The organism is Paenibacillus sp. 01T422, assembly GCF_056398785.1.
Genome location: NZ_JBFTQB010000049.1, coordinates 1 through 18719 on the forward strand (window position 1 = coordinate 1; position 18719 = coordinate 18719).

Annotated in this window: 14 protein-coding genes and 1 pseudogene; 10 read left to right on the forward strand and 5 right to left on the reverse strand. The window is 49.7% G+C overall.

The window, feature by feature from the left end; all coding sequences use genetic code 11:
• Positions 1–442: 442 nt before the first annotated feature.
• Together AC1DUA_RS04700 and AC1DUA_RS04705 are read left to right on the forward strand one after the other, a co-directional pair.
• Positions 443–1228: a peptidoglycan-binding protein gene (locus AC1DUA_RS04700; RefSeq protein ID WP_477498626.1), complete on the forward strand. Its 786-nt coding sequence runs from the start codon at positions 443–445 to the stop codon at positions 1226–1228.
• Positions 1229–1372: 144 nt separating this feature from the next.
• The gene (locus AC1DUA_RS04705) at positions 1373–1933 is read left to right on the forward strand and encodes a nitroreductase family protein (protein WP_477498627.1); all 561 of its coding nucleotides are present in this window, start codon (positions 1373–1375) and stop codon (positions 1931–1933) included.
• Between the two features lie 54 nt (positions 1934–1987).
• Here the strand turns inward: AC1DUA_RS04705 and AC1DUA_RS04710 are convergent, their stop codons facing one another.
• Both AC1DUA_RS04710 and AC1DUA_RS04715 read right to left on the reverse strand, forming a co-directional pair.
• Complete coding sequence (locus tag AC1DUA_RS04710; protein ID WP_477498628.1) at positions 1988–3019, reverse strand: anthranilate phosphoribosyltransferase; 1032 nt, start codon at positions 3017–3019, stop codon at positions 1988–1990.
• Positions 3016–3663: an ANTAR domain-containing response regulator gene (locus AC1DUA_RS04715; protein ID WP_477498629.1), complete on the reverse strand. Its 648-nt coding sequence runs from the start codon at positions 3661–3663 to the stop codon at positions 3016–3018. The genes AC1DUA_RS04710 and AC1DUA_RS04715 overlap by 4 nt, the downstream gene beginning before the upstream one ends.
• A gap of 472 nt (positions 3664–4135) precedes the next feature.
• On the opposite strand from AC1DUA_RS04715, the gene AC1DUA_RS04720 reads away from it, so the two are divergent.
• From AC1DUA_RS04720 to nirD, 3 genes are all read left to right on the forward strand, one after another.
• Positions 4136–5377, forward strand: coding sequence for a nitrate/nitrite transporter (locus AC1DUA_RS04720; RefSeq protein ID WP_477498630.1), 1242 nt, complete (start codon positions 4136–4138; stop codon positions 5375–5377).
• Between the two features lie 106 nt (positions 5378–5483).
• Complete coding sequence (gene nirB, locus AC1DUA_RS04725; protein ID WP_477498631.1) at positions 5484–7904, forward strand: nitrite reductase large subunit NirB; 2421 nt, start codon at positions 5484–5486, stop codon at positions 7902–7904.
• Between the two features lie 25 nt (positions 7905–7929).
• Positions 7930–8280 (forward strand): nitrite reductase small subunit NirD, encoded by a 351-nt coding sequence (gene nirD, locus AC1DUA_RS04730; RefSeq protein WP_477498632.1) that lies wholly within the window; start codon positions 7930–7932, stop codon positions 8278–8280.
• A gap of 26 nt (positions 8281–8306) precedes the next feature.
• Here the strand turns inward: nirD and AC1DUA_RS04735 are convergent, their stop codons facing one another.
• The gene (locus AC1DUA_RS04735) at positions 8307–12698 is read right to left on the reverse strand and encodes a DEAD/DEAH box helicase (protein ID WP_477498633.1); all 4392 of its coding nucleotides are present in this window, start codon (positions 12696–12698) and stop codon (positions 8307–8309) included.
• 159 nt (positions 12699–12857) lie between these two features.
• Here AC1DUA_RS04735 and AC1DUA_RS04740 point away from each other — a divergent pair, with 159 nt between their 5' ends.
• Together AC1DUA_RS04740 and AC1DUA_RS04745 are read left to right on the forward strand one after the other, a co-directional pair.
• Positions 12858–13820, forward strand: coding sequence for an S-layer homology domain-containing protein (locus AC1DUA_RS04740; protein WP_477498634.1), 963 nt, complete (start codon positions 12858–12860; stop codon positions 13818–13820).
• Positions 13735–14577 (forward strand): hypothetical protein, encoded by an 843-nt coding sequence (locus AC1DUA_RS04745; RefSeq protein ID WP_477498635.1) that lies wholly within the window; start codon positions 13735–13737, stop codon positions 14575–14577. The genes AC1DUA_RS04740 and AC1DUA_RS04745 overlap by 86 nt, the downstream gene beginning before the upstream one ends.
• A 792-nt stretch (positions 14578–15369) precedes the next feature.
• Here AC1DUA_RS04745 and AC1DUA_RS04750 read toward each other — a convergent pair.
• A complete protein-coding gene (locus tag AC1DUA_RS04750; protein ID WP_477498636.1) occupies positions 15370–15555 on the reverse strand; it encodes a hypothetical protein in 186 nt (61 codons plus the stop codon).
• A 193-nt stretch (positions 15556–15748) separates the two neighbouring features.
• Positions 15749–15970 (reverse strand): helix-turn-helix domain-containing protein, encoded by a 222-nt coding sequence (locus AC1DUA_RS04755; RefSeq protein WP_028556998.1) that lies wholly within the window; start codon positions 15968–15970, stop codon positions 15749–15751.
• Positions 15971–16164: 194 nt separating this feature from the next.
• On the opposite strand from AC1DUA_RS04755, the gene AC1DUA_RS04760 reads away from it, so the two are divergent.
• The 3 genes and pseudogenes from AC1DUA_RS04760 (at position 16165) to AC1DUA_RS04770 (ending at position 18235) form a co-directional block, all read left to right on the forward strand.
• The gene (locus AC1DUA_RS04760) at positions 16165–16863 is read left to right on the forward strand and encodes a DUF6483 family protein (protein WP_477498637.1); all 699 of its coding nucleotides are present in this window, start codon (positions 16165–16167) and stop codon (positions 16861–16863) included.
• Positions 16864–16880: 17 nt separating this feature from the next.
• Positions 16881–17348 (forward strand): annotated as a pseudogene (locus AC1DUA_RS04765) (class I SAM-dependent methyltransferase); the annotation flags it as partial.
• A 35-nt stretch (positions 17349–17383) separates the two neighbouring features.
• Complete coding sequence (locus AC1DUA_RS04770) at positions 17384–18235, forward strand: MBL fold metallo-hydrolase (RefSeq protein ID WP_477498638.1); 852 nt, start codon at positions 17384–17386, stop codon at positions 18233–18235.
• Positions 18236–18719 lie beyond the last annotated feature (484 nt).

Below are 18719 nucleotides of genomic sequence, written 5' to 3' on the forward strand. Positions count from 1 at the left end.
GGTAACCAAAGAAAGGCATTGACGAACCACCTGTTTATCCGATACACTCAAAGTCCGAGTTCTCCTTTGTATGAGATGTATGGATTAGGTCCCTACATCTCTACACTGGAGATTTTTTTATGAATTGTCCATGAAAATTAAATAAAAAAATACATAAATAGTAAATAATTTAAATTAAATTTTCGTGGTAGCTTTAATGCAACGCTAGTGCATTATTTCCACGTAAAATGTGTTCGATGGGGGATCAGGGCGGATCGATGGGGGACTTATCGCACGAATCGGATGGATTAGCATTAGGCGCATCCAGCATGATTACTGGGGCTGTCTGATCTTGTGAGAATTATTCATGAAAATGGATAAAATCCAATAAATAGGTCACTCTAAGGGCAATCGCCCATGTCGGGCGAATGATACTGACGACGACAGGGAGTGAACGTAACGCATGTTTCATGGCAAGAAAAAGCATGTCTGGATCATACTAATCTGTATCGCCTTGTTCTGCTCTACCTCAACGACCGCTTTTGCCTATGGAAAAGGGGCTAAGGGGCCGGATGTTTATGCGGTTCAAGGGATGCTGAAATCTCTGGGTTACTATAGTGGGCCCATTACGGGCTACTATGGTAATCAAACGCAATCAGGTGTTAAAGCGTTCCAAAGCCGATACGGTCTTCCGGTTACCGGGAACGTCGATGATCAGACGCTGCAGTCCATCCTATGGGCCTATGGGAATTTGAAAATTCCCAAAAAGCAGGCGCCGCCACCGGCACCAACCCCACCGCCTTCCGAACCTGCACCGCCTCCGCCTGAGTCAACGCCGGCACCACAGGCGCCGCCGAGTACGGATCTGACGGCAGAGGAACAGCAAATGCTGGACTTGGTGAACAAGGAGCGCGCTGCTGTGGGGCTAGCTGCGCTAGTCGTCGATGCCGAGCTGACCAAGACAGCAAGACTCAAAAGCCAGGATATGGTCGATAACAAATATTTCTCCCACGATTCACCGACGTATGGATCGCCTTTTGATATGATGGAGAAATTCGGTATTACCTATAACGCGGCTGGAGAAAATATCGCTTGTAATCAAACGGTACAAGCCGCGCACGAGGCGCTGATGAATTCGCCTGGGCACAAAGCGAATATTCTGAGCAAAGATTACACGCACATTGGCATCGGCATTGTTGCCGGAGGACCGTGCGGTAAAATGTTCACCCAACAATTCATCGGAAAGTGAATAGGATCTTTCAGTCTCTGCCTGAACGAAGGGCAGGGGCTTTTTGTTGTTCAATAAATTGACAATGATAATCATTATCATTTATTATGAATGGATAAGCAATCATTACACCTAACTAAATTTGAGACTAGACTGGAGGTATTTATGGAGCTGAAAAAGTTAATGAGAGAACGACGTTCTGTTCATCAGTTTGAAGATAAACCCGTTTCTGTGGAGCTCGTGACTGAGCTTTTGGATACGGCAGTGTGGGTGCCGAATCACCGAATGACGCAGCCGTGGCGCTTTGTCATCATTCAAGGGGAAGGTCGCCAAAAGCTGGCAGAGATCGTTCGCAGGTTCAGAGAAGCTAACGAGCCAGATCCACAGAAAGCCAAGGAGATCGGCCAAAAATTGTACGACAAATTCATGTCTGTGCCTATGTATATCGCAGTTGTTCTACAGGTGAATGCAAATCCGGCTATCGCCGAAGAGGATTATGCGGCTGCTGCCTGCTTAATTCAGAACTTCAGCTTGCTGGCTTGGGAGCAGGGCATCGGCATGGTTTGGGAAACCTATCCGCTGCTGAAGCTGGATGCGTTCCGTGAAGCATTCGGAGTGAAACCTGACGAGAGGATCATTGCCAGCTTGCATACGGGCTATCCTGGCAAGATCCTCGCTGGGCAAGCGCGTATTCCGGCCAGAGAGCGCTTAACGGTTATGGATTAGCAAAAAAGTAAAGCCCTCAGCAGAAAATTTCTGCTGAGGGCATAGGGGAACTAATTAAGTTGTTGATACTGGCTTAATGGCTTCTGTCCACTCGGTATATGTCTGAAGTGCAGTACCTTGCTCGATCGCATGACGGGCCATGTAGATACCTTCTTCAATGGATCCGGCTTTCTGGGATACCCAGAGGCGAACGGCGCTGTTCAGCAGCACCATGTTCAAGTAAGGAAGCTCAGATTCTCCGCGCAAGACCGCCATAGCCGTTTCAGCCTGCAGCTGTGCCGTCCATTCAACTTCAGGCACTTCCACCATTAATTCATAGATTTCTGGATCTACAATGAATAATTCACTAGAGCCGTTTTGAATAACATAGGTCCTCGTACGTTTCTCGATGGAAAGATCTTCTGAGCCTTCCATGCCTTGCACAACGATTCCGCTCGTGATCCCTAGTTCGATGAGCAAATTCGTAATTTTCTCGAAAACCGTGCCATGAAAGACGCCGACAGCCATGAACGGGGCTTCCGTGAAACGAAGCAGCTTCTCGGCAGTGTTGAACACGGTCCGCAAGCCAAGCTCCTTGCGGAGTTCGCGAAGCTCACCAAGCGGTGCGCACCAGCTTTCTGTTGGCGCGAATAGGAAACCTGTTCGTGCGGCGGCGGACATCAGTGCTTCACGTGATGAGGTCAATGCGGGTACGCCAAGTGCGTTCAGTACGTCCGTCAGCGTGATGCCCCATTTGGGCGGCATACTCGGACTGCCGTGCAGCGTAGTCGGGAGGCCGCAAGCCGCAAGTACAAATGCGGTCGGCAGAGTTGCAATGAACGTACGCGCGCGACCATCATAAGGCCCTGCGCAGTCCATGCTGCCAGCTATCGGATAAGAAAAGGCGCGTTTGCGCAGCGCGTGGATGAAGGCTTTGATCTCATCCGGCGATTCCATTTTAATACGCTCAGCTACAAGAAATGCGCCCATTTGAGCCTGAGTAGCGCCGCCGGTTAACATGAGTTCTGCTGCTTGGGAAGCCTCTTCATAGGTAAGATCTCTCGCTCCGCGTTTTCCGCGTCCTACTTCTTTTAGTAAGGATATCATCGTTTTCGGCCTCCTTGATTCTGATCTCGTAGTATTTGGTACACCTTGACGATGGAGGTAGCGACATCTACCATACGTTTACGCTCATTCATGGCTTGTTTTCGCAAAAAGTCGTAGGCTTCTGCTTCGGAGATCCCCTTAATCTCGCACAAGATCCGCTTGGCTTGATCGACCCATTTGCGCTCCTCTAGTTTGGAGAGGAGCTGCTCACGCTCCTGCTGCCATTCGGTGCGATGAAAATAGTGATTCACGCCAAGCAGCAGGGCGCAGTGAATTTCAAGCGGACTCATCGTTGAACCGATTAAACCATCTATACCTGCATCCATTCTGCATTCATTAGAAGGAAAAGTGTGCGAGTCGCACCACCAGAAGAGGGGGAGGCTGCGCTCAGCTAATACTCGTTTGCGCCATGTCTCCACTTGATCGGGGCTAACACTTAACAATACAGCATCAACTTTAGGAATGATGAAGGAAACTTCTTTGATCGTAGATGCCGTGTAGACGCGAAAGCCCAAGTCCTTCAGTATCTCGTCAGGTAAGGATGCTTGTGAACGATTGGAATAGCTCATCTCGTTTGTGGATGGTGAGGAGGTAGCTGAGCGAGTTTGCTTCAACTCGTCGATCAGTATAAATGATTGCAACATTTGAATACCTCCAACGTTGTAAGCTTTTTTGCTTCATGGTAACTTTATGTGAGGTTTCTTTGATGGAATGAATAGTTATACGGCATTACTATAGCATATAAATTTGTTTTTTGTCGATACAGTAGCTAACACGGCATTTTTGAAAATTTTGTGTTATGTTTATTGACATACATCTAAACCCGTACTATAATCAAGTTAGAAATCGGCACAATGATGTGCCCCTAACGCAGGCAATGGCGCCTATCCCCTTACAAATACGTAACCGGATAGGCTTTTTATGTTTACTTTTCGAAATATAACGAAACATGCTGTTCACGAAGATGTGGCAGCAGTGGCAAAGAGGCCGACAAACATCCCGATGTATGTAGGGGTATGTTTGTCGGCCTTTTCTGTCCATGGGTGTCCAGCAGGTAGAAATCAGGATAGGGAAAAAAAAGAAGGCGAAAAGCCTCACAAAAGGAGAGGGAAGATCATGGTTGATCGGAAAAGTTTTATGCAAGTGGGACACAAAGGGTCCTTGTTCAGTGCATTTTTGTATTTTGACATGAGCTTCATGGTATGGGTGCTGTTAGGACCGCTGGCGGTCGTACTCGCGAATGATTTCCACTTGGACGCTGCTGAAAAAGCGAACCTCGTTGCCTTGCCTACATTAGGCGGAGCGGTACTTCGACTGGTGCTGGGTGTACTAACCGATAAGATTGGTCCTAAGCTTACGGGACAAATCGGACTAACGCTAACCTTAATCCCATTATTCTGGGGATGGCAGTTCGCTAACACGATGGGCGATATGTACTTCGTGGCGCTGATGCTCGGTATTGCCGGAGCAAGTTTCGCAGCCGCACTGCCGCTAGCCAGTTCCTGGTATCCACCGCAATATCAAGGTCTGGCGATGGGAATCGCCGGAGCAGGGAACAGCGGGACGATCTTCGCTACGCTTTTTGCTAACCGGATTGCTCAGCATTATGGCGATTGGCATGTTGTTTTCGGCATTGCGATGATTCCAATTGTGATAACGTTGGTTGTTTTCAGTATTCTGGCCAAAGACAGCCCAAATAAGCCAGCGCCCAAAACGGTTGCTGAGTACGGCAGGGTTTTGAAACAGAGGGATTCTTGGTTGTTCTGTATTTTATATAGCGTGACGTTCGGCGGTTTCGTTGGAATGTCCACCTACTTAACAATCTTCTTTAATACACAATACGGGCTTTCACCAGTCCGTGCGGCTGATTTTACAACCCTATGCGTGATCGGTGGAAGTTTCTTCCGACCTGTAGGCGGTTGGCTAGCCGATAAAGTAGGCGGCATTCGGATGCTGATGGGATTGTACGGGGTTGTCGCATTGATGATGGCCGGGATTTCAACACTTCCAGCGCTTTCGGTTACAACGGTCCTATTATTCGTCGCTATGATGGCCTTTGGCATGGGGAACGGTTCGGTCTTCCAACTTGTGCCTCAACGCTTCAAGTCGGAGATCGGCGTGGTCACGGGGATTGTCGGTGCAGCTGGCGGCTTAGGCGGGTATTTCCTGCCAAAGATCCTCGGAAATGTGAAATTGGCAACAGGTTCCTTTGCGCCAGGCTTTCTTATTTTGAGTGCAATCGCTGTGTGCTGCGTGATTTTGATCGCGTCTGTGCAAGGACAATGGAAGCGCAGCTGGATTGGCGATGGGGGTAAAGTGAAGGTATCACCAACAGCCAATGATAGCGTGCATGCTTAAATAATGGGTACAGTAGACTGCTGCTCCCAAGTGGACCTTTTTAATAGTGGATGTGGATAACTAAATGGGATATAGAGATAGACATAGTAGAGAGGAAGATGAGACCATGACTCAAAAAGAAAAGTTGGTATTAGTCGGAAATGGAATGGCTGGTGTTAACGCCGTTGAACACTTGCTTAAGCTAGCTCCGGATAAATATGAGGTAACTATTTTTGGGAGTGAGCCTCATCCGAACTATAACCGGATTTTGCTGTCTTATGTCCTTTCGGGAGATTCCAATGTTGATGATATCGTTATCCATCCCTATGAATGGTACAGAAATAACCATATAACGCTCTATACAAACCAAACTGTGACGGCACTCGATACGGCAGCTCAAACCGTCACAAGCGATAAAGGTGTAACGGTTTCCTACGATAAATTGATTTTGGCAACAGGGTCTAATCCTTTCATGATTCCAATGCCTGGCGCAGATAAAGAAGGGGGTATGGCCTACCGGACCATTCGTGATTGTGAAATTATGATGGAGTCCGCGAAAAAGTATAAAAAAGCCGTTGTCATCGGCGGAGGTTTGCTAGGACTAGAAGCAGCCAGAGGTTTCCTGAACTTAGGAATGAAAGTGGATGTCGTTCATATTACAGACGCGATCATGGATCGTCAGTTGGATCGTACAGCGTCCAAAATGCTGCAAGCAGCGCTGGAGGAACAAGGAATTAACTTCTTGCTAGCGAAGCAATCCGCAGAAATCGTCGGTCATAAACGGGTAACTGGCTTGAAATTCAAAGACGGCACTATGACTGAAGCGGATCTGGTCGTTATGGCAGTGGGGATTCGGCCGAATGTAGAACTTGCCAAAAATTCTGGCGTAGCGTGCAATCCCGGTATCATTGTTAATGACTATATGCAAACGAATGTTCCTAATGTGTATGCGGTAGGGGAATGTGCCATGCATCGCGGCGTTGCCTACGGGCTGGTTGCGCCGCTCTATGAGCAAGGTGCTGTGTTAGCGAAGCATTTGGCAGGCGTGGAAACAGGCCCTTATGAAGGCTCGGTGCTCTATACGAAGCTGAAAGTGTCTGGTGTTGATGTTTTCTCTGGCGGGAAATTCGTGGATGAAGAAGGAACCAAGGCGATCCGCATTCATGATGAGTTCACAGGGGTATACAAAAAAGTCGTCATTAAGGATAACAAAATTGTCGGTGCTGTGCTCTTTGGGGATACGGCGGACGGCACGCGGCTCATGCAAATGATTCGTGAGGAAACCGATGTCAGCGGGATGGCCAAAACAGCGATTTTGACGGATTCAGCGAGCGGCGGAGGAGCAGCTTCCGGTGTTGCCGATATGAAAGACGATGCGATTATTTGCGGATGTAACGGGGTCACCAAAGGGACGATCTGCTCAGCCATTAAAGATCAGGGCCTGACTTCCGTTGAAGAGGTGAAAAACTGCACGACAGCTTCCCGTTCTTGTGGCGGCTGTAAACCGCTCGTCAGTGATTTGTTAGCATACACACTGGGTTCCTCCTACGATAAAAATGCCGTTAAAGAATCCATCTGCTCTTGTACGGAACATACGCGGGATGAAGTTGTTGAAGCGATTCGCGAAAAAGGCCTGTCGCATGTACGTGAAGTCATGAACGTGCTCGAGTGGAGAAATGAAGAGGGCTGCTCCAAATGCCGCCCTGCGCTTAACTACTACCTGGGCATGATTAGCCCTGAAACGTATAAGGACGATAGCACTTCGCGCTTCGTTAACGAGCGTATGCATGCGAATATTCAAAAAGACGGGACTTACTCCGTTGTTCCACGGATTTATGGCGGTGTAACGAATCCCACAGAATTGAAGCGGATTGCCGAAGTAGCGGAGCAATTCAATGTCCCAACTGTGAAATTCACAGGCGGACAACGACTAGACTTGCTTGGTGTGAAAAAGGAAGACCTTACAGCGATGTGGGAAGCGCTGGATATGCCATCAGGCTATGCCTACGGTAAAGCCTTGCGTACGGTCAAAACATGCGTCGGCGATACATTCTGCCGGTTCGGTACAGGTGATGCCATGGCGGTGGGCATCGAGCTGGAGAAGCGTTTTGAGCGCTTAAACACACCGGCCAAAGTAAAGCTGGCAGTATCAGGATGTCCGCGGAATTGTGCGGAATCCGGCATTAAGGATCTAGGCATCGTATCCGTAGATGGAGGATGGGAGCTGTATGCCGGAGGAAACGGCGGTGTGAAGGTACGCGTTGGTGAGCTCTTAACAACCGTGAAAACAGAGCAGGATATTATTGAATACACCGAAGCTTACCTGCAATATTATCGCGAAACTGGTAAATACGGCGAACGTACAAGCGAATGGGTACACCGTTTGGGGATCGAACATATCCGAGATGTCGTTGAAAATGAGGAAGAACGCCAACAACTATGCGACCGGATTGATCAAGCGCTTGCTGTTACGAAGGACCCTTGGAAACAAGCGATCGATAGCAAGAAGATTCAACGTGACCTGTACGAAGTCGTCGAGCTTACCTAACTAAATCACTCAGGAGGAGAAGACCATGATAACACAAGAAGAGCAAACGATTTGGGTTGAGGCCGTATCTTATGAGGATTTAGCGGTGAATACAGGCAAAACGATTCGGTACCAGGGGGAGGAAGTAGCCCTTTTCAAGATGAAAAGCGGCAAGCTGACCGCCATTCAGAACCGTTGTCCGCATAAAGCGGGCGTGCTTGCGGAAGGTATTGTCTGTGACGAGCATGTCTTCTGTCCCATGCATGATCGCAAAATTCATCTCTCTTCGGGGCTCGTGCAAGCCCCGGATACGGGATGTGTGCAGACTTATTCGACGAAAGTTCATGACGGAACTATTTTCATCGGCTTTCCAGCAAGTAAAGAATTGGCAAGTTAAGGGTGGAACGTGCATAGAGGACCGTATCAGCTTAGTTGGCTAGGCCACAGAACTAAGCTGGTGCGGTCTTTTTCTGCGCCAAGAAGCCTCAGAATTTCCTGTTCAGGCGCATCAGAGATACGAACACCGTTCCAAGTGTCGATGACGATTTTGCGCAGCTGATGCTGTTTGAGCAGTTGTCGGAACATAAGTTTGAGTTCGTGAGCGCTCTCCGCCAAATCATTGTTCCTTGTAGTCAGCTGATAGATGCGTTTGCCGTTGTTTTCGATCCAATACAACCATTCGTTGCCTTTGAGCGCTAAGTAGTTGCCGCTTTTGCGTGAGAACGAAATGTCGGCCTTATCAGGCCAGGGGACGAGTAATCCAAAAGGATTAGCCGGATCGACAGCACTAACTAGCGTGTAAGAAGACGGAAGGTCAGAAGAACCTTGTCCCACTGGCTGATGCAGCAGACGAATAAACTCTTTCGTTGCGAATTGGAGCGCATGTAGATCGGCGATGAACAACCCTCGGACGACAAGACCCCACTCTTCCAACTGACGCAAAGCGGTATGAATCGCCTCCCATGGAAAGGGGCAAAGCGCAGAGACGAGGTCTTTGGTAATCAGACCAAAGCGCTCTAACAGATGATGCGTCCACTGCATAGCGGAAGATTGTTTATCAAAGGCGGCATTATGCAGTGTACTTAAGGCATACCACCGGCCTAGCCCTGACTGGAATTTGTCCCCTTTTTTAGAAGTTGAAGTGCCAGTAGCATGTAGCCGCAGAGGTGCGAACTGATCATTGGCGGCCAGACCCTCCCAGACGAGCTGGAGCAGTTCTTCTAATAGTAGGGAAGGGGTCTTGCCGGTTTCAAGGCCAAGCTTACTAAGAAAAACAGCCCCTTTGGCTTCCATAAGGCTTAGTAGTTCAGGAGAAGAAGCGGGTCTATGGCGCATCCCAGCAAGGCAGGGTTCGAAAAGTGTGGAACTTTCTGCGAGAAAGAAAGCGATACGACCTTCTTTTTCGCCTTCCTCCTTGTGGCCTATCCAAAAAATGTCTCCTGATGAACACAACATATCCAAGTCCTGTTTCCGGTAGGATAATTGCCTTGTCGGGAAGAAAATAGATTCCCACAGTGAAACGGGCAGGAAGAATCCTTGCAAATCCGTGATAATTTCCCGCAGCTGCTCCATTCCCGGAACATCAGTTCGGTTGGTTAGTTTGCGCATAAGCGGCATGTGCGATAGATAGGTGATAGGAAGAATAGCCGAACTTTCGCGTCTGAGAATCTGCAGAGACTGGCGTACTAAGCGTGAAGCAACTTTGCTACTTGTCCAAAGCGACTCCACTTCAGGATCTGCAAAAGGTGCAGGCTCCAATAAGCGGGCAGCGATAGCTTCCTCAATCCAGCGTTCTATTGTTTCAGCCTCTATCTCATAGCGCTCGACAAGCTCTTCAGCGGTGAAAGACAGCCTCCCGTCCGCATATCTTTGGAAGATGAACGTTCTAGCGAGAGGATCTGAGGCGAGCGAAGCATAGAATTCGACTTCATCGCGGCATATGTAACGCGACTCGCCGGTGAAGGAAGTGGCTGCGGCGCTGCCTTGCTCAAGCAGTTCATAGATCCAGGTCTGGGCAGAGGACGCGGTGGCTGAACCGGCTTTGACGAGTTCGGTGATCGAGGCATCTCCGCGCTCTTTTAAATAACGAAAGACATGCTTAGCTGACGTCCATGCTTCATCCGACGTGGAAAGCTTGGTCTCTTCAGCTTCTAGGACTTGAGGGCTTATCGCGTTACGAACGGTATCTGCGCCGAAAATATCGGCTGCCATTTGCCGGCTGAAGCCTAGTAATTCTACTTGCAAATCCTGAGATAAGCTGTCGGACTCATATATTTTTTGCGCCACATAGTCGGATTGGAATTGAGCTGCCAGGGGCGAAGGGAAGTGGTTGCGATGAACCGCAAAGTGGATGTCACCTGCATGAATCCCGTCCATGATACTCCGCAAATGCTCCAAATCGACATGTTCATCCAAGCATTCACGCATAGCCTCTTGAAAGAGTGGAAATCGCTCCTTGTAGGGCAGCGCTTCTTTCATTAGCTCCTGACCGCGAAGTCGTTTGAGCCAAGCTGGCATCCGTGTAAAACTGCGAGAAAGCAGAAGTGAGGTTTCTGCAAGCCGCTGGAACGCTGCACCAAACATGCCGGACTCCGCGACAGCTCCGATAACCAATTGTTCAGCTTCATTATAAGAAAGGGACATGATGGCATGCACAACGGCTTCTTGATAGCTGGGAAAAATCAATTCGATGCCATTGTCCTTGGCATTCGTATAGATGGCCGAGTGTCCATTGTGGCCCAAATGTTTCTCCAGTGCCATAAGCCAAGTACGGTTCACTTTTCGTCCAAATAAGCTGTGCAGCACGTAATGAGTTTGGTTCTGCTCATCGGCAAAAGTTTCAATAACAACCGTTTGATCGGTCGGTACGGTATTGACCGCAATTTGATTGCGAATGAGCCCGATCAGCGCGTGACTGGCTTCCGTATCAAAAAAGTACTGCTCCATGAGCCATTCTTGGACGGCGACATCTCCTTCTGTATGAGACTGAGCGTTCAAACGATCCCGCAGCTCGCGCCAAAGCAGTCCCGTTTGAACCCCGAGCTGATAGGATTTTCCGCCAGTCTCCCCGCGCCAGAAGGGGATTTCGCTGTACCGGTTCTCGGCTTCTTGCACATAAATGCGCTCCGGACGCTTGCGGACGATTCGCCACGAAGCCGTACCAAGCTGGAATACGTCGCCAATCGACGATTCATGAATGAACTCTTCATCCAGCTCGCCTAGATGAAGGCCGGTTTCGTTGTGATGCACGGGATAAGCCGTGCTCTGAGGAATCGTGCCGGCGCCTGTCAGCGCGGCCATCTGCGAAGCCGCTACGCGTTCCAAGCGGCCGGTTTCGCGGTCCCATGCGATGAGCGGCCGCGCAAAGGGGTACAAACCCGCGAGCACCTCCAGCATCGCGAGCCAGCGCTCCCGCGGCAGCTCGCGGAAGGAGTCGCTCTGCGCGAGCAGGCGCGCCAGAAGCGCGACATCCAGCTCGTCGCCCAGCGCCGTCATCGCGACGAGCTGCTGCGCCAGTACATCGAGGCTGCCCCGCGGGATGCGGATGGCCTCGATGTCGCGCGCAGCGATCCGCCGGCTGAGCACGGCGAGCTCCGGCAGCAGGCTGCGGCTGCGCGCGAGCAGCACGCCGCGGCTAACGCTGCCGACGGCATGGCCGGCGCGGCCGATCCGCTGGATGCCTGCCGCAGCGGTGAAAGGCGTGTCGATCTGGATGACCAGATCGACATGGCCGACGTCGATGCCGAGCTCCAGCGACGACGTAGCGACCAGGCAGCGAAGCTCGCCGGCTTTGAGCTGGCGCTCGACCTCGAGCCGGATCTCGCGGGCAACGCTGCCGTGATGGCTTCGCGCGATCTCATGACCGACATGGTCATTGAGGCGCAGGGTTAACCGCTCGCACAGCCTGCGGCTGTTTGCGAAGATGAGTACCGTGCGGCAGCCTTCCATAAGCTGCAGCACACGTTCTACAAGAGGCGTCCAGATGGCCTCTTTGTCCGCCCCGGCTCGCGCTGGCTCCGGCATCGTCACCTGCAGGGCGTAGTGCTTTTCGGCTTGGCTCTCGACAATCGCGACAGGGCGGAGCTCGTCCTGTTCCCATCCGCCGAGAAAACGAGCGACGCGTTCAATTGGCTTTTGCGTGGCAGAGACGCCGATCCGCTGTACGGATCGTCCGCACCACACGTTCAGCCTTTCCAGCGTCAAGGACAAATGCATTCCGCGCTTATCCGCTGCCAGATCGTGAATCTCGTCGATGACGACTTGCTCTACGCTCTTGAGCATTTCTCTCGCGCGCGGCGAGGTGAGCAGCAGGTAGAGTGACTCTGGCGTGGTCACCAGCAGATCAGGCGGCTGCTTCAACATAGAGGCTCGCGTGCTCTGGGTGGTATCGCCGGTGCGGACGCCGACACGTAGTCCGTGCCAAGGGGTGTCCTTATCAAATGAGGCCGCAAGCTCCTCGATCTCCGTCATAAAATGAAACAAATGATCATGAATATCATTATTCAGCGCTTTGAGCGGCGTAACAACCAGTACGCGAACTCCGGGTGCGTAGGGCTCGCCGCCTGCCTGTTTCTTTTTCACAATACCGTCCATACAAGGCAGTAAGGCTGCTAGTGTTTTACCTGAACCCGTAGGGGAAGAGATGAGGGTATGCTTCCTGGTGTTTATCTCCTTCCACGCCTGTATCTGTACATCAGTGGGCTCGCCGAAGCGTGAAATAAACCACTCTTTCAGAATCGGGTGAAAATGAGATAGAGGTCCTTGTGCATTTGCCGTCATTTCGTTCGCTCCCTTGCTCGTAATTTCTTCCAACATAGCATAATGTAGGCGCTTTCGCCAATTAGGTGTCGTTAAGGGTCTATTGCGAGAAATAGTGAAAGGAAAATAAAAGTCCACCCTCCTAAAAATAACCAGTTCAACGAATTCATCTGTTAGATGTGGTTATCTAAGATGAAGGAGTGTGAGTGAAACTTGATGTTCAAAAAAGTAATCGCGACGGGTCTTGCTTTTGTAACGATCATGGGGAGCAGCACAGCCGTTTTGGCCAAAGACAATGGCAGTGGCAATGGCAATCGGAAAGATGATGGGAAAGTCGAAATCCATCTCACTTTTAACGATTTGAAAACCGCGGAATGGGCCGTACGCTATATCGCAAGCTTAGCATCGAAGCGTGTGTTCGAGGGGTATGAGGACGGTACATTTAAACCGCAAAACACCGTTTCACGCATTGAAGCCATCACCGCAGCCGTCCGTCTTATGGGGCTTCGCAGCCAAGCGGAATCTTCAACTGAAATGAGCACTCACCTCAATTTTAAAGATGCGAATCAAGTTCCTGCTTGGGCAGTAGGGTATGTAGCTCTGGCATTAGAAAACGACTTGTTTTCTGAAAATGACGACTCCGTTCAGCCTCAGAAAGAAGGTGATCGGTTATGGGCGACAACGCTTTTGGTCAAAGCTCTGAAGCTGGACGCTCAGGCCAAAGCGAAAATGAACACGACCCTGCCGTTCAAGGATGCGAAGCAAATCCCAGCAGGTTCAGTTGGTTATGTCGCTGTGGCTATTGAAAAAGGCCTAATAGATGGTTTCGAAGATAATACATTCAGGCCTAATCAGCCGGTTACTCGGGCTCAGCTTGCGGCATTGCTTGATCGTACAGGCGGTCAATTGCCGGATCAAGGAAATCAAGGAAATAACACACTAACGGGAACTGTGAACAGCGTGGTTAACGGGAACGCATTAGTGATGACAACCTCAGGCACGACATCAACCTATGCTTTGCATCCGGAGGTTTATATTTACAAAAACGGAGTGAAAATCACTTCTTCAGCTCTGCAAGCTGGAGACGAAGTGAGTGTGCGAACTTTTAACAATCAAATTATTTATATACTACACGCTGCATCCAGAAGTTGTTATTTATCGCAATGGGGTAAAAGTTGATGCTTCTGCCTTGCAGGTTGGCGATGTGGTGAACGTTCGGACTTCGGACAATAAAGTTATCTTTATTGAAGTAACACAAACGGCGCAAGCGATTACGAATAGCGGAACGATCACGGCAGCTGTGACGAACAATGTGATTAAACTCAAGCAGAATAACTTCAATTTTGAAATAACGCTGCATCCGGATGTCGTCGTATATCGCAATGGCTTGAAAGTGGCTCTAACCGATCTGCAAATTGGGGATGAAGTCAACATTCGCACCTCGGAGAACAAAGTCATCTATATTGAAGTTACCAAAATGGTGCAGCCTATTACGAACAACGGCACGGTTAACGCCGCAGTCAGCAACAATGAATTGAAGCTTACGAAATCGGGAGTTACGACCGCTTATGCTTTGCACCCGGATGTCATCGTCTATCGAAACGGCGCCAAGGTTAGAGCCATTGACCTTAAAGTAGGCGACGAAGTCGATATCCGCACCTCCGATAATAAAGTTATCTATATTGAAGTAACGAAAATGGTCGACGAGAATTTGCCATTTGATCTGCAAGGGAAACTAAAAGGAACGACCCTTAACGCGCAGGGCGGCCTTGCCACGATTTCTATCGTGCAATCGGTTAATGGCAAGGATCAGACGACTGTGTATCAAGTTGCTTCCACTGTGACCGTTTCGGGCAACTTAGCGTTGTTTAAGGAAGGGCGGCTTGTTCAGCTGAAGGGCGCGAATAAGGTTGTGACTTCTATCACGATTAAGTGATAGAGATGAATTGAGGGAGATTGGGAAGAGGTTAGAAATAGAGAGAAGAAGAAAAGAAGAAGAAAGGAAGAGGAGCCCTGTATGGGGCTCCTTTTTCTGTGAGGAAATAGCTCGGTTTTCACGAAATAGAAGACTCTAGTTCTCTGAGACAAGCCTTGAGATGCCCTAGCCGGTTTCCACGCTAGTTTTTTTGAATTTGTTATTGGCAGGTGAGTGGAAGTTGGCGGTATGGGAGTGGCGTGATTGGATGGTGGGGGTTAGTAAAGTAGCTAACAGTAGACCTGACGGTATTGGTCCGTCGGTTTTTTCTTATTTGTTTAGCTTCTGCATGTCATTGGAAATGTGATTTCTCACAGTTTCATTAATCTGCGATATCTTTTAACGCTTTGACCTCCACAGATAGTTCAAATACATCCTAATTACTAAATTCGCAGCCCATGGATGTGTGTCACCCAACTATGCGCCAGTCGGGGAGTTGAGAATGCCGAAAAGGCCATCTCAACAACGTGGAGGTTGCGAGCAGGCCGTGAGAGATCCCAAAAGGCGGCCTCAAGAACTATTTTCCCCGGAAATGGTAGTAATGCTGCGCAAGCGGTCCAAAAAGGCTCTCTCACCCGCCGCTAAGACGTTCACTTGTTACGAGAAGTCCAAAATGGATGTCTCAACTTGTCGCACAAGCTGAAACCATTAACGCTGCACTGCAAAACAAGCTTGCCCTCTAGCGCAACTTGCCTCGACGTCGATCCTCCTCCAAACAACCCCAAAACGGCCACTAGGCAACAAAAAAGCCCATTAATAATGGGCCAGAATCACAGCAATATCATTATCATTGAATTGGAAGGCGCCTTCGTCAGATTTCGTGAAATGATGGCCCCTTGACTCAATATACTGGCAGAGTCGAAACAAAATGCCTGGTTCCACATTCAGGAGTTCTGACAAGGAAAACACATTTTTTTGTTCGGTAATCATTTCGATCATGGATTGAAATAGCCCCCTAAAGGTGTAATGTACTTGTTAGTTATCATCATAGTACATGCTAAGCATCATATACTGTCGAAATGTTGGGTTAACAAAACGTTCACTTTTCCATATTCACTGTAACAACATAAAAGCCCTCGAATCCTCCAATAGGAGGCCTCGAAGGCTTACATGGATCCCTTTGCTGACGGAATCAGATCTTTAGTTCCCCAAGCTTGATCAGTTCTACAACCGCTTGTGAACGACCCTTTACGTTCAGCTTTTGCATGACATTAGAGATATGATTTCTCACAGTTTTTTCACTGATAAAAAGCTGCTGTGCGATATCCTTCGTCGTTTTGTCTTGCACTAATAGTTCGAATACTTCGCGTTCGCGGTTCGTAAGTAGAAATTTGTTTTTGTGGTCGCTGCCCATGGATGTGTGTCACCCCTCCTTGCTCGGGTATTGGGAAATACAAGGTTAAGGGATACAGTCAAAATTAGTTTATGAAGGGCTGCTGCCAATGGTGCGGCTATGCGCAAAAATAGGCGATATCCGCTTTTGAGTTTCTATCCGAGGCATGGTAAGCTGAAGCGAGGTATATCATTTGGGCAAAGGAGGATGTTCTATTGTTCAAACGTGATTATTTTATGCGGCAGATTGAGCAGATGACTCAGGTATTGCATCGCATTTTATTTAATAAGGAACATATTCCACTGGCGGATGCGCAGCAGCTGCTGGATGAAGCCAGCCGGCATTTGCTCGGGCTCAATGTTCGTTCACTACAAGCTTTATCAAGCAAGGATATCCTGGAGCTGCTCTCCTATAACGGAAATTTGGATACGGCCAAAGCGATGGTCATTGGAGATATGTTCGTCGGTCACGGGGATTTGCTGAAACAGCATGAACAAACGGACGAGGCATACCGGGCATATGTAAAATCTCTTGATTTACTGCTTCACTTGTCTCTTTCTCCCGAGGTTACTCCTAAGGATGACGAGAATGCCGAAGTGGCTGTTCGCATACAAACCAGTCTGGATCGACTTAAGGCGTGGATGGTTCCGGAAGATATGAAAAGGTTGCTTTTCGCCCATTATGAAAAACAAGGCGACTACGCGAAGGCCGAGGACGTGCTATTTCATTATATGGAGGATCACCCGGACCAGTCGGAGTTTCTATGGCAAGGTGTTGCCTTTTATGAGACACTGCTTGATATAGAAGAAAATTTGCTTGAAGCTGGCAACTTCAGTCAGGAAGAAGCCGCCGAAAGCCTGCGACAGGTACAGCAGAAATTGGACTCTTTTGAAACTCCTAATAATTATAAATAGAAATTGCAGGTGATAAAATGGCTTGGTATCAGGAAAGCTTTGGGAATGATTATTTATTAGTTTATAAGCATCGGGATATGCAAGGCGCTTATCATGAAGTGAAGAAAATGATTGATTGGCTTGATCTGCAGCAAGGGGCCGAGGTATTGGATTTGTGCTGCGGGATGGGGCGTCATTCCATGGCTCTGGCGGATTTTGGATATGAAATCACGGGGGTTGACTTGTCTGAAGTGCTTTTGAATGAAGCTGTGCAATTGGACAAACAGAAGCGTGTGACTTGGGTGCGCGGTGATATGCGGGAAGTTCCCCTAGGGCGTCAGTTCGATGCAGTTGTGAACTTGTTTACGTCATTTGGATATTTTGATGAGGAAGAACAGAATGCCAAGGTGTTTTATGAGATGAATCGTCTTTTAAAAGAGGGCGGTCGTTTTATTATTGATTTCCTGAATCCGATTTATGTTCAAACGCATCTTGTTCCGCAATCGCAGGCAGCAAAGGGTACACCGTCATTGATCCGGGGCTGCATACCCCGGATGCAGAAGCGCTCTGGCTGCAGGTGCTGCAGGAGCGCGGGATCGGCTTCGAGCACGTCGAGCAGATCGTGCTCACCCACCACCATCCCGATCACTATGGGATGGCGGGTTGGTTCCAGGAGCGCACGGGCGCGCCGGTCCTCCTATCGGAGACCGGACTCGCGCAAGTGCAGCTCCTGTGGGGAGCTGAGCAGCCGATGTCGGAGCGGCTGCTGACGCTTTTTGCCCGGCATGGCTTCCCGGAAGCCGGGCTGGCCGAGATGACGAAGCACATGGTGAGCTTCGTCGACTTGGTTTCCCCGCAGCCGCAGGTTACGCTGCTGCGAGAAGGCCCTGTGCGCCTCGGGAACCGCGTTTACGAAGCCATTGAGACCCCCGGCCATGCCGCGGGTCACCTGGTCTTCTACGACCCTTCGACGGAGGTGATTTTTTGCGGCGACCACGTTCTGCCGCAAATATCGCCGAACGTTTCCTTCCTCCCGCAGGTGGAAGAAAACCCGCTCGGCGAGTACTTGCGCAGCCTGCAGGAGATCGGCAGGCTGCAGGTCAAGATGGCTTACCCGGGGCACGGGGAGCCTTGGTCTGGCTTTGGCGCACGCACAGAGGAGCTGGTGCGCCATCATCATGAGCGGCTTGCGCTCATGGAGGGTCAGCTACGCGCGCCGCTTAGTGCTTATGAGGTGTGCCGCGCGACCTTCGGCGACCGGCTCAGCGTGCATCAGATGAGGTTCGCGTTGTCGGAGACGATCGCTCACCTCATCTTGCTCGAAGCGGAGGGCCGCGTCCAGCAGGTCGACTCTGCCGCGGAGCTTGTCCGCTACGTAGCAACCAGCCGCTAAATGAATAAAAGCACATCAAATTCGCCTGTTGAGCGAAGGTTGATGTGCTTTTTTGTCATTTAGTGACTGAGCCGGCGGGTTACTCTGTTGACTTCGCGATACTTCTCCCGCGCAAGGTGAGAGGAGCTCTATTTAACTCTGTTAACTCCGTCCCGTTTTCGTCCGAAAGAGGCAGCTCTATCGCGACTTGAAGGAACTACGTTCCTCTGTTTACCCGATACGCAGATACTTCGCGACTTGAAGGAACTACGTTCCGCTATTTGCTCGATAAACAGACAATTCGCGGCTTAAGGGGAACTACGTTCCGCTATTTCTCACATTTCATCCGAGAATCGGCTGCCTGGAGTCAAATAGCGCCCTGTAGTTCCGCTTGAATCCAAAAATCGCTCATTTTCCGTAAATAGCGTCCTGTAGTTCCCTTTATCTACGCATAACTCCGTCAACACTCCACAGCTCTTCATTTCTCGCTGCTTTTAGTTCCGGT

Bases quoted from the DNA above. Each gene is read 5' to 3' on its own strand.
- AC1DUA_RS04700 (WP_477498626.1), top strand. From the start codon at position 443: ATGTTTCATGGCAAGAAAAAGCATGTCTGGATCATACTAATCTGTATC.
- AC1DUA_RS04705 (WP_477498627.1), top strand. From the start codon at position 1,373: ATGGAGCTGAAAAAGTTAATGAGAGAACGACGTTCTGTTCATCAGTTT.
- AC1DUA_RS04710 (WP_477498628.1), bottom strand. From the start codon at position 3,019: ATGATATCCTTACTAAAAGAAGTAGGACGCGGAAAACGCGGAGCGAGA.
- AC1DUA_RS04715 (WP_477498629.1), bottom strand. From the start codon at position 3,663: ATGTTGCAATCATTTATACTGATCGACGAGTTGAAGCAAACTCGCTCA.
- AC1DUA_RS04720 (WP_477498630.1), top strand. From the start codon at position 4,136: ATGGTTGATCGGAAAAGTTTTATGCAAGTGGGACACAAAGGGTCCTTG.
- nirB (WP_477498631.1), top strand. From the start codon at position 5,484: ATGACTCAAAAAGAAAAGTTGGTATTAGTCGGAAATGGAATGGCTGGT.
- nirD (WP_477498632.1), top strand. From the start codon at position 7,930: ATGATAACACAAGAAGAGCAAACGATTTGGGTTGAGGCCGTATCTTAT.
- AC1DUA_RS04735 (WP_477498633.1), bottom strand. From the start codon at position 12,698: ATGTTGGAAGAAATTACGAGCAAGGGAGCGAACGAAATGACGGCAAAT.
- AC1DUA_RS04740 (WP_477498634.1), top strand. From the start codon at position 12,858: ATGTTCAAAAAAGTAATCGCGACGGGTCTTGCTTTTGTAACGATCATG.
- AC1DUA_RS04750 (WP_477498636.1), bottom strand. From the start codon at position 15,555: ATGATCGAAATGATTACCGAACAAAAAAATGTGTTTTCCTTGTCAGAA.
- AC1DUA_RS04755 (WP_028556998.1), bottom strand. From the start codon at position 15,970: ATGGGCAGCGACCACAAAAACAAATTTCTACTTACGAACCGCGAACGC.